The following is a 13246-nucleotide window of genomic DNA, read 5'->3' on the forward strand; positions in this document are numbered from 1 at the left end:
TTGGCTGGTCGGCCTTTTGGGGCTGGTCAGCCGGTGTTGCGCAGGCCCGCCGCCACGCCGTTGACGGTGAGGAGCAGGGCGCGGGAGAGCAGCGGGTCGGCTTCGGCGCCGGCTGCCGCGGCGTCGCGCTGGCGCTTGAGCAGGGCGACCTGGAGGTAGGAGATGGGGTCCAGGTAGGCGTCGCGGATGGTGAAGGTCTGCTTGAGGACCGGCGCGGCGTCGAGGAGTTCCTGCTCGCCGGTGATCTTCAGGACCTCGGCGACGGTGAGTTCGTGCTCGGCGCGGATGGTGTCGAAGACGTGCTTGAGCTCGTCCGGGACGAGGGTGTCGACGTAGTGCGCGGCGATGCGCAGGTCGGTCTTGGCGAGCGTCATCTCGACGTTGGAGATGAAGTTCTGGAAGAAGTGCCACTGTTCGTGCATCTCGTCGAGCACGGTGTCCAGGCCTGCCTCGCGCAGCGCCTTGAGGCCGGAGCCGACGCCGAACCAGCCGGGGACGATCTGCCGGGACTGGGTCCAGCCGAACACCCACGGGATGGCGCGCAGTCCGTCGAGGCCGGCGCCGGAGTCGGGCCGCCGGGAGGGGCGGGAGCCGAGGTGGAGGTCGGCGAGCTGGTCGACGGGGGTGGAGGCGAAGAAGTACGCGGGCAGGTCGGGGTCCTCGACCAGGCGGCGGTAGGCGGCGTGGGCGGCGTCCGAGACCACGTCCATCGCGGCGTCCCAGCGGGCGAGGGCTTCGACCGACTGGCGCGGGGCGGTGTGCAGGGCGGAGGCCTGCAGGGTGGCGGCGACGGTCAGTTCCAGGTTCTCGCGGGCCAGGGAGGGCACGAGGTACTTGTCGGAGATGACCTCGCCCTGTTCGGTGACCTTGATCTCGCCCTCCAGGGTGCCCCAGGGCTGGGCGAGGATGGCGTCGTGGGAGGGGCCGCCGCCGCGGCCGACGGTGCCGCCGCGGCCGTGGAAGAGGCGCAGGCGCACGCCGTAGCGGTGGGCGACGTCGCGCAGTCGGCGCTGGGCGCGGTGGATCTCCCACTGGCTGGTGGTGATGCCGCCGAACTTGGAGGAGTCGGAGTAGCCGAGCATGACCTCCTGGACGTCGCCCCGGAGCGCGACGAGGCGCCGGTAGGACGGGTCGGAGAGCATGTCCTCCAGGATCGTGTCGGCTGCCTTCAGCTCGTCCGTCGTCTCCAGGAGCGGGACGATGCCGATCTTGGCCCAGCCGGCATGCAGGTCGATCAGGCCGGCCTCGCGGGCGAGGACGCTCGCGGCGAAGACGTCGTCGGCGCCCTGGCACATCGAGATGATGTACGACTCGATGACCTCGGGCCCGAAGACCTCCAGGGCCCGCTTGACGGTCTGGAACACGCCGAGGGTCTTCTCGCCGGCCGCGTCCACGGGGGCGGGGGTGGGTGCGAGGGGGCGCCGGGACCTGAGTTCCTTGGCGAGCAGCTTGGCGCGGTACTCGCGGGGCATGTCGGCGTAGCGCCAGGATTCCTCGCCGAGGCGGTCGAAGAGCTGGCCGAGGGCGTGGTGGTGGGCGTCGGCGTGTTCGCGGACGTCCATGGTGGCGAGCTGGAGGCCGAACGCCGACAGGGTGCGGATGGTGCGGTCCATGCGGCCGTCGGCGAACAGGGCGCCGCGGTGTTCGCGCAGCGAGCTCTGGATCAGCGTCAGGTCGGCCAGCAGTTCGCCGGTGCCGAGATAGTCGCGGCCGGCCTCGTGCGGGATGCCCTTGGCGAGGCGCTGCTTGGTGTTCTCCAGCTTCTGCCGGATGCAGGTGGCCTTGAGCCGGTAGGGCTCCTCGGCGTTGAGGCGCTTGTAGCGGGGGCTGATCTCGGGGAGGGCTTCGAGGTCGGCCTTGAGGGACTCCAGGAGTTCCTCGGTGGCGCCGGTGTAGCGGATGGAGTTCGACAGGAAGCCGCGCAGCTCGTCGATCATCTCCAGGGCGTCGTTGATGCCGTGTTCGTGCTGGAGGATGAGGACGTCCCAGGTCACCTGGGGGGTGACGTTGGGGTTGCCGTCGCGGTCGCCGCCGATCCAGGTGCCGAAGGTGAGGGGGCGGGTGGCGTCGGGGAGCTGGTAGCCGACGCGCTCCAGTTCGGCGGTGAGGTCCTCCAGGACGTCGCCGACGGCGCCGGCGTGGAGTTCGTCGAGGTAGTAGATGGCGTTGCGGGCCTCGTCGGCGGGCTCGGGGCGTACGACGCGGAGCTCGTCGGTCTGCCAGACGAGGTCGATGTTCTCGGCCAGTCGGGTGTCGTGGCGGCGGCGGTCGCCTTCGAGGACCGGGGTCTCCAGGAGTGCGGCGATGCGCCGGAGCTTGTTGAGGACGGAGCGGCGGGCGGCCTCGGTGGGGTGGGCGGTGAAGACGGGGCGCACGTTGAGGTGCTGGATCGTCTGGCGCAGGTGCTCGGGGTCGGCGTCCTTGAGGCGGTCGGCCGTGCGGGCGAGGAGGCCGCCCTCGGCGGCGCGCTTGGCGCGCAGCTCGCGGCCGCGGTGGACCTGCTCGGTGACGTTGGCCAGGTGGAAGTAGGTGGAGAAGGCGCGGACCAGCTTGGCCGCGGTGTCCAGCTCGGTGCCGCGCAGCAGCTCGGCGGCGGCGTCGCCGTCCTCGCGGGTCAGGCGGCGGACCTTCTCGACGAGGTCGAGGAGCTCGGGGCCCTCCTGCCGGACGAGGGTCTCGCCGAGGAGGTCACCCAGTCGGCGGATGTCGGCCCGCAGCTCAGTGCTGGCGGTCTCCTGGGCAACGGTCTGGTCGTCGGCACTGCTCACAGGTGCGGCTCCTTGCAGTGTTGAAGCTCGTCCGGGAGGGAACCCGGCGCAGGTGCCGCGCGGCGGGTGCCGCATACGGCTCCTGAGTTCCGGGAAGAATTTCAGAGCGGACCGCGCTGTCCGACCGACTCCCAGGATAGGTGTCCATGTGGACGCGCAGTCTCTCGGGCTCTTGCCGCCGGGCGACGCACTGCCATACTTACGACGCCGTAGGTTACGGAACCGTAGGCACCGTTTTAACGGAACCTGGGAACAGTTCCCGCAGCCCCGGCATCTGCCACAAACCCTCGACACCCCACAGGGGACGCCCATGACCACGAGCTCCGATGTGATCGAAGACGCCCCGAAGGCGAACGACGACACTCTGACTGCCTCCGCCACGCTGGGCGGGGAGAAGAAGCGGTCGATCGAGCAGATCGCGCTGCTTCTCTTCATCACCGTCCCGTTCCTGGCGCTGGTCGCGGCCGTGCCGCTGGCCTGGGGCTGGGGTGTGAGCTGGCTCGACCTCGGCCTGATGGTCTTCTTCTACTTCCTGGGCTGTCACGGCATCACGATCGGCTTCCACCGCTACTTCACCCATGGCTCGTTCAAGGCCAAGCGTCCGCTGCGGATCGCGCTGGCCGTCGCGGGTTCCATGGCGGTCGAGGGCCCGATCGTGCGCTGGGTGGCCGACCACCGCAAGCACCACAAGTTCTCGGACGCCGAGGGCGACCCGCACTCCCCGTGGCGTTTCGGCGAGACCCTCCCGGCGCTGATGAAGGGCCTGTGGTGGGCGCACATCGGCTGGATGTTCGACGAGGAGCAGACGCCGCAGGAGAAGTACGCGCCGGACCTGGTCAAGGACCCGGCGATCCGCGCGATCTCGCGTCAGTTCATCTACTGGACGATGCTGTCGCTGGCCCTGCCCGCCCTGATCGGCGGTCTGGTGACGATGTCCTGGTGGGGCGCGTTCACGGGCTTCTTCTGGGGGTCGCTGGTGCGCGTGGCCCTGCTGCACCACGTGACGTGGTCGATCAACTCGATCTGCCACGCGGTGGGCAAGCGGCCGTTCAAGTCGCGTGACCGTTCGGGCAACGTGTGGTGGCTGGCGGTGTTGTCGTGCGGCGAGTCCTGGCACAACCTGCACCACGCCGACCCGACGTCCGCGCGGCACGGTGTGGAGCGCGGGCAGATCGACTCCTCGGCGCGGATCATCCGCTGGTTCGAGATGCTCGGCTGGGCCTCTGATGTGCGCTGGCCGTCACGCTCGCGTATCGATTCGCGCCGGAACACCGAGGAAGGCGGCTCGGGGCGCCGGAAGGAGCCTGTAAAGGCGGCATGATTGACGGCGTGGCGACCGACTCCAGCAGTACCCCCAGCAACGAGAAGCCTCGGCGGACGCGCCGTACCCGGATGACCGGGGCGGAGCGCCGCCAGCAGTTGCTGGAGATCGGTCGCACCCTCTTCGCCGCGAAGGGATTCGAGGGCACGTCGGTGGAGGAGATCGCGGCGAAGGCCGGGGTGTCCAAGCCGGTGGTGTACGAGCACTTCGGCGGCAAGGAGGGGCTGTACGCGGTGGTCGTGGACCGCGAGATGCGGCGGCTGCTGGACATGGTCACGGGCAGCCTCACGGCCGGCCATCCGCGTGAGCTGTGCGAGCAGGCCGCGTTCGCCCTCCTGGACTACATCGAGGAGTACACGGACGGCTTCCGCATCCTGGTCCGTGACTCGCCCATCCCCCAGTCGACGGGTTCCTTCGCCTCGCTGATCTCGGACATCGCGACCCAGGTGGAGGACATCCTGGGCCGCGAGTTCAAGAGCCGCGGCTTCGACCCCAAGCTGGCCCCGCTGTACGCCCAGGCCCTGGTCGGGATGGTCGCGCTGACCGGGCAGTGGTGGCTGGACGTCCGCCGTCCGAAGAAGGCGGAGGTCGCCGCCCACCTGGTGAACCTGGCGTGGCACGGGTTGGACGGCCTGGAGGCGAAGCCGCATTTGATAGGGCGCCGCAAGAGCTGACGGGCCCTGCGGGCCTCGGTGCCGACGCGCTCAGTGCTTGAAGGTGTCCTTCCCTTTCTCCTTCGCCTGACGTGCGTCGCCCTTCCTCTGCTCGGCCTTGCCTTCGGCGGTCATCCGCTCGTTGCCGACGGCGCGGCCCATGGTTTCCTTGGCCTTGCCCTTGAGCTGTTCCTTCTTGGCCCTGGCCTTCTCTTCCTTCGCCACGTCTCTCACTCCTCGTAAACGTTGGACGTCGGTGTCACTCCAGCGGGTGACCCTCCGCCGTGGCGCTCAAACAGGGGTCACCGACTCCCCGGTCACGGGCTCCAGGAACTCCAGCCGTAGCGCAGGGGCAACCTTGTGGAACCCTGCGGGCGGCCGCGAGACTGAAGACGCACTGGCGGTCGCCGACTACCGGCGCCGCAAGGCCGAGGGCACGCTCGGAGAGGGCGTCCCGCACGAGGAGGTCAGGCGCATGCTGGGGCTGAGCCCCTTGAGCCCGACCGCGGATTCTCAGCCGACCGGCTCCAGGAACTCCAGCCGGTTCCCCACGGGGTCGTACGAGTAGAACCGTTTGTACCCCGGCAGGTTCTCGTCCCACTCCACCCTGGCCCCATGCGCCGCCAGCCGGGCCCCGTACCGCTCGATCGCGGTGACCCGCAGGCCGGGGTGGGCCTTTTTCGCAGGCCGGAAGTCCTCCTCCATGCCGAGGTGCAGTTGCACCGGCCCCGCCTGGAACCAGCACCCGCCGCGCGCGGCGAGTACGGGCGGCTTGGGGATCTCGGTCATGCCGAGGACGCCCACGTAGTACGCCCGCAGCCGCTCCTCCGAGCCGGGCGGGGCCGCGAGCAGGACGTGGTCGACGGCGGTGATCATCACGCCTCCTTGCGGGCCACCGCGAAGATCCGGCGGAACGGGAAGGGCGTGCCGTGCGGGCCGGGCGGATAGGCCTCGCGCAGGGCGGCCCGGTAGTCGCTCAGGAAGGTCTCGCGCTGGTCCGGGGCGTCGGCGAGGGCCGTCAGGACGGGGCGCAGTCCGGTCCCCTTCACCCAGTCCAGCACCGGATCCTCACCGCTCAGGAGATGGACGTACGTCGTCTCCCAGACGTCGGCCACACAGCCCAGGTCGGCCAGCCTGCCCAGATAGTCCTGCGTGGCGAGCACGGCGTCCTCGTGTCGCAGGGTGTCCGCGAGGCCGTGCCGATGGGCGAGGTCGCGCATCAGGCGGTGGCTGGGGGCGTCGAAGTTACCGGGAACCTGGAAGGCGAAGGTGCCGCCGGGGCGCAGGCCCTGCACCCACTCGCCGAACCGGTCCACGTGCCCCGGCACCCATTGCAGCGTGGCGTTGCTGACGATCAGGTCGTACGGCTCCTCCGGCGTCCACGTCCGTACGTCGGCGTGGGCGAAGTCGAGGCGGCCGCCGCCCGCCGTCGGGCCTTCGTGCTCGACGTGGGCCTTGTCGAGCATCTCGGCGGAGTTGTCGTAGCCGGTGATGTGGGCGGTGGGCCAGCGCTGGGCGAGCAGCGCGGTGACGTTGCCGGGGCCGCAGCCGAGGTCGGCGATGCGGGGGCGCCCCACGGACGGTTTCGCGGGGAGGTCGGGGACGCGGGCGAGGAGGTCGGCGAAGGGGCGGGCGCGGTGGCCGGCGTGGCGCAGGTACTGGGCGGGGTCCCAGGTGGGGGCGGCGGCAGCGGACATGGCGGGGGGCCTCCTGTCTCTCACTCTCCAGCCTGCCCCCAGAAGTATCTTGACGTCAAGAGAATTGACATCAAGAGACTTCACGTCGACACAACCACTACACTGATCGTCATGGAGGACGAGGTCGATCGGCTGGTCGCAGCGTGGCGCCGGGAGCGCCCGGACCTCGACGTGGAACCGCTCGAGGTGCTCAGCCGGGTGAGCAGACTCGCCCGGCATCTGGACCGCGCACGCCGGCTGGCCTTCTCCGAGCACAGCCTGGAGCCCTGGGAGTTCGACGTGCTGACCGCGCTCAGGCGCGCGGGAACGCCGTACCAGCTCTCCCCGGGGCAACTGCTGACACAGACCCTGGTCACCTCGGGCACGATGACGAACCGCATCGACCGCCTGGCCAAGAAGGGCCTGGTGGAACGCCTCCCCGACCCCAGCGACCGGCGCGGAGTGCTGGTCCGCCTCACGGACGAGGGCCGCGACCGCGCGGACCAGGCGCTCGCAGGTCTGCTGGACCAGGAGCGCGCGATCCTCGCGGAGCTGTCGCGTGCGCAGCGGGGAGAACTGGCCGGGTTGCTGCGGCAGCTGACGGCGCCGTTCGACAACATCCCTGGCTAGGCGCTCCGCGGGGAGAGCCGTGATACGTCGTCGATTGGCCGCGGCGCCGTTGTGGCTGGTCGCGCAGTTCCCCGCGCCCCTTTGGGGCGTTGCCGCTCAGGCGCTGCTGCTCTCCTCCCGCATGATCCGGTCGGCCGGGCCCAAGTCGACCGGGCCGACCCCGGCCCGCCTCGCGAGCGCGACCGCGGCCAGTGTCGAGTGCACGCCCAGCTTGCCCAGGACGTTCTGCATATGGGTGCGGACGGTGTGCGGGGAGAGATACAGGCGCTCGGCGACGGCCTTGCGCCCCAGCCCCGCCACCATGCACCGCAGGACTTCCCGCTCCCTCGGCGTCAGCGACTCGACGAGCCGTTCGCTCTCGGTGCGGTGCTTGCGCGCGGCCGTCAACTCCCGCAGGACGCCCGTGAGCAGGGCGGGCGGCAGATGGGTCTCGTCGCGCAGGACACCGCGGATGACGGTGAGCAGCCGGGACAGCGAGCAGTCCTTGGCCACCCAGCCGGACGCCCCCGCCTGCAGGGCGAGCGCGGCCCGGCGCGGATCGTCCTTCTCGGCGAGGACGACGATCCGTACGGCGGGCTGCCCGGAACGGACCCCGGCGACCAGCGAGATGCCGTCCACCAGCCCGTCCTCGCCCACCTCCTGAACGGGCACGGCCGGCCGGACGCCCGGCACGTTGCCGCCCAGGTCGGCGTCGACGAGCAGCACGTCGAACCGGCGCCCCTCGGCGGCCGCGCGCTCCAGACTGCGCAGCGCGGCCGGACCGCTGCCCGCGGCGGAGACGTCGACGTCGGGCTCGGCGGCCAGGGCGGCGGCGAGCGACTCGGCGAAGATGCGATGGTCGTCGACGACCAGCACTCGGATGCGAACCACGAAACCCCCTTCCCCAAGCTCTCGAAGAGCAGGGGATACCCCATCGTCAAAGGACGACACCGGGAGACGAACACCGTCGCGGGCACGACGCCCGAAGCGCGGATGGCCGCACGGCCGCCGCCGTGCAAGAACTGCTACCCCCACTTCGGGCGTCGTACCCGCCCTGTCTCGCCCCCTGATCAGCACCGGCCCCCACCGGTGCTGCTCATCAGAGTACGGCCGGGTGGCAGGAGCGGAAGGTAATTTGCAGAACTGGTTGGCCGACGCGTTTATGGTGAGCCGCATGTTTCGTCTGGAGACAGAAGTCGACAAATCACGGCAGGATCTGCTCCGCCGGCGGCTGCGGGACACCAACACCGCGGCCTCCCCGATCCTGCGCGCCCTGCGTGGAACCCCTGGTGAACGCGAACTTCCGCTCCAGGTATGGGCGTTGGACGACTCGGGGGCCGTGGCGGGCGGGCTGGTCGGTCACACCTGGACCACTTGGCTCCATGTCACCTACCTCTGGGTCGACGAACGCCACCGCGGTGCCGGTCTCGGTTCGCATTTGCTCGCACGCGCGGAGCGCATGGCCCACGGCGAACGGGGCTGTACCGCCGTACGCCTGGAGACCTGGGACTTCCAGGCGCCGCAGTTCTACAAGAGGCAGGGGTACGACGTGGTGTGTGTGATCCCGGACTATCCGCCGGGGATCACGGAGTACACCCTCACCAAGCGGCTGGGGTGAGCCGCGGGGGCGTCCAGACGTGGTGGCGCAGGACGGCGTGCTTGGCCAGGCCGAACGGGGTCAGACGGATCGCGTACGGCGACGGCGAGCGGGTCGGTGAGCTGGTGACCCATGCGCCCGGCCCGGCGGGCGGCCCGTGCGACCGCCTGGCTGCGGGGGCGGCGCTCGGCGTCGTAGCGGGCGAGGGCGGCCTCGGGCGTGGGCTCGGCCGCGAGCGCGGCGGCCAGCACGACCGCGTCCTCCAAGGCCTGGCAGGCGCCCTGCCCGAGGTTCGGGGTCATGGCGTGGGCGGCGTCGCCGAGCAGGGCGACGCGGCCGGCGGTGTAGGACGGCAGCGGGACGGCGAGTTCGTGGACGTCGTGGTGGAGGACGTCGGCGGGGCGGGTGGCCGCGAGCAGGGCGGGAACGGGGTCGTGCCAGTCGCCGAAGCGGCGGCGTACGGCGCCGAGCGGATCGCAATGCCGTACACCCGCCGCCGTTTTGACGACCGCGTGCCATTCGGCCCGCCCGTCCGCGAAGGCGATGCGCCCGAACTCCACGCCTCTTCCCCAGCTCAGCTCGAAGTCGGTGCGCAGCTCGACCGGGTGCTCGGTGATGGCGCGCAGGACCGTGGATCCGGAGTAGGCGGGGCCGGGATGGCCGGGGAAGAGGGCGGCGCGCAGGCGGCTGTTGACGCCGTCGGCCGCGACCACGAGGTCGGCCTCGAGCGGGGCTCCGTCGCGGGTGACGCGGGGGCGGGCGGGGTCGGAGAGGTCGAGGCCGGTCGCTTCGGTGCCGATCACGAGCGACTCGGGCGGGAGTGCCGCGCGCAGCGCCCGGTGCAGGGCGGCCCGCGGAATGCCGACGATGGCCCGCGCCCGCTGCCGGGCCATCGGCTCGGGCGCTCTCGATGCCGTCGAGGCGCTGCGTGCCGAGTTGGAGAAGAACCCGATGCTCGGCCGACCAGCCCGGAGCGCCGTCGGAGACATGAAGATCTACACAACGCGCCTCTAAGGCACAGACGCACGCCCTGCCCTCACCGTCACCTACGTCTACGACGCCCCGCCGCCCGAACCCGGTCTGATTCGCATCGCTCTTGTGTCGCCCGTCCGCTTCGCAGGCGGTACGGAGCTCTGAAGAAGGGGTCGCAGTGTGGAAAGGGCCGCGGGACTGAAGGCGCCGCCCCAGCCCCGCACGCCTCGAAGTCTCCGGGCTAGCTCAGCCGCCGCGCCCCCGCCGCCGGCACCGCCTCGAACACGCGGGGCGCGGTGAACCCTGCGGAGGCGAAGGCGCCCTCGACCGCCTTGGTGATGGTCTCGACGTCGGCCTCCTCCGCCAGCACGATCGCCGAGCCGCCGAAGCCGCCGCCGGTCATGCGGGCGCCGAGCGCGCCGGCTGCCAGCGCGGTGTCCACGACCAGGTCGAGCTCGGGGCAGGAGATGCGGAAGTCGTCCCGCAGAGAGGCGTGGCCCTCGACCAGCACGGGGCCGATCGCGCGCGTCTCGCCCGACTCCAGCAGGGAGACGACCCGCTCGACGCGCTGGTCCTCGGTGACGACGTGGCGCACCAGGCGGCGTACCTCCTCGTCGTCGCCGAGCCGGTCCAGCGCCGCGTCCAGGTCGGCGTAGGCGATGTCCCGGAGCGCGTCGACGCCCAGCAGTGCGGCGCCCTTCTCGCAGCCCGCGCGGCGCTTGCCGTACTCGCCCTCGCTGTGGGAGTGCTTGACCTGGGTGTCGACGACCAGCAGGCGCATGCCTTCCGCGGCCAGGTCGAAGGGGATCTGCTTCTGGGAGAGGTCGCGGGTGTCGAGGAACAGGGCGTGGCCGGCCTCGCAGCAGGCGGACGCCGTCTGGTCCATGATGCCGACCGGGGCGCCGACGTACACGTTCTCGGCGCGCTGGCACAGGCGGGCCAGCTGCCAGCCCTTCTGGCCGAGGTCGTACAGGTCGTTCAGGGCGAGGGCGACGACGACCTCCAGGGCCGCCGACGACGACAGGCCCGCGCCCGCCGGGACCGTCGAGGCCAGGTGGATGTCGGCGCCGGTCACCGCGTGGCCGGCCTGGCGCAGGGCCCAGACGACGCCCGACGGGTACGCCGTCCAGTTCCGGTCCGACTCGGGCGCGAGGTCGTCGAGGCGCAGTTCCACGACGTCGCCCTCGACGTCCGCCGAGTGCAGCCGCAGGACGCCGTCCGCGCGCCGTGAGACCGCCGCGACCGCGGTGTGCGGCAGCGCGAACGGCATGACGAAGCCGTCGTTGTAGTCGGTGTGCTCGCCGATCAGGTTGACCCGGCCCGGCGCGGCCCACACCCCCTCCGGCTCGGCCCCGTACAGCTCCTTGAACCGCTCGGCGACCGCGGCTGCCGTGTCGACGCTCATCCCCTGACCCTGACCTTCCGTGCTGAACCGGCCCTGTCGGCCGGTGAGTTGACCGGCCGCACAGCCGTAGAACCTACGGCCGGCCGTGCCGGTCGTAGAACTTAACCTGCGCGCCGCTGCGCGAACTCCCACGCGTCCGCGACGATCCCCGCGAGGTCCGCGCGGGACGGGTTCCAGCCGAGCCGCTCGCGGGCGGTGTCGGCGGAGGCGACCAGGACCGCCGGGTCGCCGCCGCGGCGCGGGGCCACGACCTCGGGGATCGGGTGCCCGGTGACCTGGCGGACGGTCTCGATGACCTCGCGGACGGAGAAGCCGTTGCCGTTGCCGAGGTTGCAGATGAGGTGCTCGCCGGGCCGGGCGGCCTTGAGCGCCAGCAGGTGGGCGTCGGCCAGGTCGGCGACGTGGATGTAGTCGCGCACGCAGGTGCCGTCCGCCGTGGGGTAGTCGTCGCCGAAGACGGAGATCGCGTCGCGCCTGCCCTGGGCGACCTGCAGGACGAGCGGGATGAGGTGCGACTCGGGGTCGTGGCGCTCGCCCTGCTCGCCGTAGGCACCCGCGACGTTGAAGTAGCGCAGGCTGACCGCGCCCAGGCCGTGCGCCGCCGCCTCGCCGGTGATCATGTGGTCGACGGCGAGCTTCGAGGCGCCGTACGGGTTCGTGGGCTGCGTCGGCGCGGACTCGACGATCGGCACCTCCTTCGGCTCGCCGTACGTGGCGGCCGTGGAGGAGAAGACGAGCTTGCGCACGCCGGCCTCGCGCATGGCGCCGAGCAGGGCCATGGTGCCGCCGACGTTGTTGTCCCAGTACTTCTCGGGCTTCACGACCGACTCGCCGACCTGCGAGAACGCGGCGAAGTGCAGCACCGCGTCGAAGGAGGAGTCCAGCCACTTGGCGGCGTCGCGGATGTCGCCCTCGATGAAGGACGCCCCGGACGGCACACCCTCACGGAAGCCGGTGGAGAGGTTGTCGAGGACGACGACCTCCTCGCCGGCCTCGATCAGGTGCTGCGCGACCACGCTGCCGACGTAGCCCGCGCCACCGGTGACCAGAAACTTCCCACTCATGTACTCGCTACCTCTCGCAGTCGCTCGGCCGCGCGCTCCGGCGGCACGTCGTTGATGAACACGCTCATGCCGGATTCGGAACCCGCGAGGAACTTCAGCTTGCCGGAAGTGCGGCGGATGGTGAAAAGCTCGAGGTGAAGCGCGAAGTCCTCACGCACGACGCCCTCGAAGTCCTCCAGCTGCCCGAACGGCGCCTGGTGCCAGGCGGCGATGTACGGCGTCGGAGGCTCCCCTGCGGGGCCTTCCCCTCCATCCCCCTCGTCGAAGATCCGGTCGAAGCGCCTCAAGAGTTCCAGATACACCTGGGGGAACTCTGTGCGCGCGTCCTCGTCGAGGGCGAGCAGATCGGGCACGCGGCGCTTCGGGTACAGGTGGACCTCGTACGGCCAGTGCGCGGCGTACGGCACGAAGGCCACCCAGTGTTCACTCTCCAGGACGACCCGCTCGTCGGCGAGTTCACGCTCCACGACGGCGTCGAAGAGGTTCTCCCCGCCGGTGGCGTCCTTGTGCGCGGCGAGGGAGCGCAGCATCAGGGCGGTGCGCGGGGTGGTGAAGGGGTAGGCGTAGATCTGCCCGTGCGGATGGCCGAGGGTGACACCGATCTCGGCGCCGCGGTTCTCGAAGCAGAACACCTGCTCGACGGAGGGCAGGGACGACAGTTCGGAGGTCCGGTCGGTCCATGCGTCGAGGACGAGCCGGGCCTGCTCCTCGGTCAGGTCGGCGAAGGACGCGTTGTGGTCGGAGGTGAAGCAGACGACCTCGCAGCGCCCGGAGTCGCCGGCGAGCGAGGGGAAGCGGTTCTCGAAGACGACGGCGTCGTACGACGAGTCCGGGATCTCGCTCAGGCGGTCGCCCTCGGAGGGGCACAGCGGGCACTGGTCGGCCGGCGGGTGGTACGTCCGCCCCTGCCGGTGCGAGGCGATGGCGACGGAGTCGCCGAGCAGTACGTCGTGACGGACCTCGGACGTGGTGACAGTCCGGTCCAGGGGACGGCGGTCGGCCGCGTCCCGCACCGTGTCGTCGCGCAGGTCGTAGTAGATGAGCTCACGACCGTCGGCCAGCCGGGTCGAGGTCTTCTTCACGCCGGACTCCATTCGAGCCACTCAGGCCTTCCGAGACTCTCGAGACTTCACCGAGTCTTCTCCGAGCCTCCATCAAACAGAACTAAACATAGAGAAACA

The 13246-nt window shown here is 70.9% G+C and carries 12 protein-coding genes and 1 pseudogene; 4 read left to right on the forward strand and 9 right to left on the reverse strand.

Annotated elements, in window-relative coordinates:
* Positions 1-26: 26 nt before the first annotated feature.
* Positions 27-2768 carry a phosphoenolpyruvate carboxylase gene (ppc, locus tag ABD932_RS33415; RefSeq protein WP_345018583.1) on the reverse strand — a complete coding sequence of 914 codons (2742 nt, stop codon included), beginning with the start codon at positions 2766-2768 and terminating at the stop codon, positions 27-29.
* A gap of 310 nt (positions 2769-3078) precedes the next feature.
* Here ppc and ABD932_RS33420 point away from each other — a divergent pair, with 310 nt between their 5' ends.
* Positions 3079-4089 carry an acyl-CoA desaturase gene (locus ABD932_RS33420; RefSeq protein WP_345018585.1) on the forward strand — a complete coding sequence of 337 codons (1011 nt, stop codon included), beginning with the start codon at positions 3079-3081 and terminating at the stop codon, positions 4087-4089.
* Positions 4086-4763, forward strand: coding sequence for a TetR family transcriptional regulator (locus tag ABD932_RS33425; RefSeq protein WP_345018587.1), 678 nt, complete (start codon positions 4086-4088; stop codon positions 4761-4763). The genes ABD932_RS33420 and ABD932_RS33425 overlap by 4 nt, the downstream gene beginning before the upstream one ends.
* A gap of 30 nt (positions 4764-4793) precedes the next feature.
* Here ABD932_RS33425 and ABD932_RS33430 read toward each other — a convergent pair whose 3' ends face one another.
* From ABD932_RS33430 to ABD932_RS33445, 3 genes are all read right to left on the reverse strand, one after another.
* Positions 4794-4967, reverse strand: a complete 174-nt coding sequence (locus ABD932_RS33430) for a CsbD family protein (RefSeq protein ID WP_345018589.1) — start codon at positions 4965-4967, stop codon at positions 4794-4796.
* Positions 4968-5255: 288 nt separating this feature from the next.
* The gene (locus ABD932_RS33440; protein WP_345018591.1) at positions 5256-5618 is read right to left on the reverse strand and encodes a VOC family protein; all 363 of its coding nucleotides are present in this window, start codon (positions 5616-5618) and stop codon (positions 5256-5258) included.
* Positions 5618-6439: a trans-aconitate 2-methyltransferase gene (locus ABD932_RS33445; RefSeq protein WP_345018593.1), complete on the reverse strand. Its 822-nt coding sequence runs from the start codon at positions 6437-6439 to the stop codon at positions 5618-5620. The genes ABD932_RS33440 and ABD932_RS33445 overlap by 1 nt, the downstream gene beginning before the upstream one ends.
* Before the next feature lie 111 nt (positions 6440-6550).
* Between ABD932_RS33445 and tamR the strand changes: the two genes are divergently transcribed.
* Positions 6551-7048 carry a MarR family transcriptional regulator TamR gene (gene tamR, locus ABD932_RS33450; protein WP_059196100.1) on the forward strand — a complete coding sequence of 166 codons (498 nt, stop codon included), beginning with the start codon at positions 6551-6553 and terminating at the stop codon, positions 7046-7048.
* 96 nt (positions 7049-7144) lie between these two features.
* Here tamR and ABD932_RS33455 read toward each other — a convergent pair whose 3' ends face one another.
* Positions 7145-7918: a LuxR C-terminal-related transcriptional regulator gene (locus tag ABD932_RS33455; protein WP_345018601.1), complete on the reverse strand. Its 774-nt coding sequence runs from the start codon at positions 7916-7918 to the stop codon at positions 7145-7147.
* A 271-nt stretch (positions 7919-8189) separates the two neighbouring features.
* On the opposite strand from ABD932_RS33455, the gene ABD932_RS33460 reads away from it, so the two are divergent.
* The gene (locus tag ABD932_RS33460) at positions 8190-8645 is read left to right on the forward strand and encodes a GNAT family N-acetyltransferase (protein WP_345018821.1); all 456 of its coding nucleotides are present in this window, start codon (positions 8190-8192) and stop codon (positions 8643-8645) included.
* On the opposite strand, the pseudogene ABD932_RS33465 reads toward ABD932_RS33460, so the two are convergent.
* From ABD932_RS33465 to galT, 4 genes and pseudogenes are all read right to left on the reverse strand, one after another.
* Positions 8626-9493 (reverse strand): annotated as a pseudogene (locus ABD932_RS33465) (FAD-dependent monooxygenase); the annotation flags it as partial. The gene ABD932_RS33460 and the pseudogene ABD932_RS33465 sit on opposite strands and share 20 nt — an antisense overlap.
* Before the next feature lie 344 nt (positions 9494-9837).
* Complete coding sequence (gene galK, locus ABD932_RS33470) at positions 9838-11001, reverse strand: galactokinase (protein ID WP_345018603.1); 1164 nt, start codon at positions 10999-11001, stop codon at positions 9838-9840.
* A 101-nt stretch (positions 11002-11102) separates the two neighbouring features.
* Positions 11103-12065 (reverse strand): UDP-glucose 4-epimerase GalE, encoded by a 963-nt coding sequence (gene galE, locus ABD932_RS33475; RefSeq protein ID WP_345018605.1) that lies wholly within the window; start codon positions 12063-12065, stop codon positions 11103-11105.
* The gene (gene galT, locus ABD932_RS33480) at positions 12062-13147 is read right to left on the reverse strand and encodes a galactose-1-phosphate uridylyltransferase (protein ID WP_345018607.1); all 1086 of its coding nucleotides are present in this window, start codon (positions 13145-13147) and stop codon (positions 12062-12064) included. Before galT ends, galE begins: the two co-directional genes overlap by 4 nt.
* Positions 13148-13246 lie beyond the last annotated feature (99 nt).

The organism is Streptomyces shaanxiensis, assembly GCF_039537145.1.
In the GTDB taxonomy this organism is placed as follows: domain Bacteria; phylum Actinomycetota; class Actinomycetes; order Streptomycetales; family Streptomycetaceae; genus Streptomyces; species Streptomyces shaanxiensis.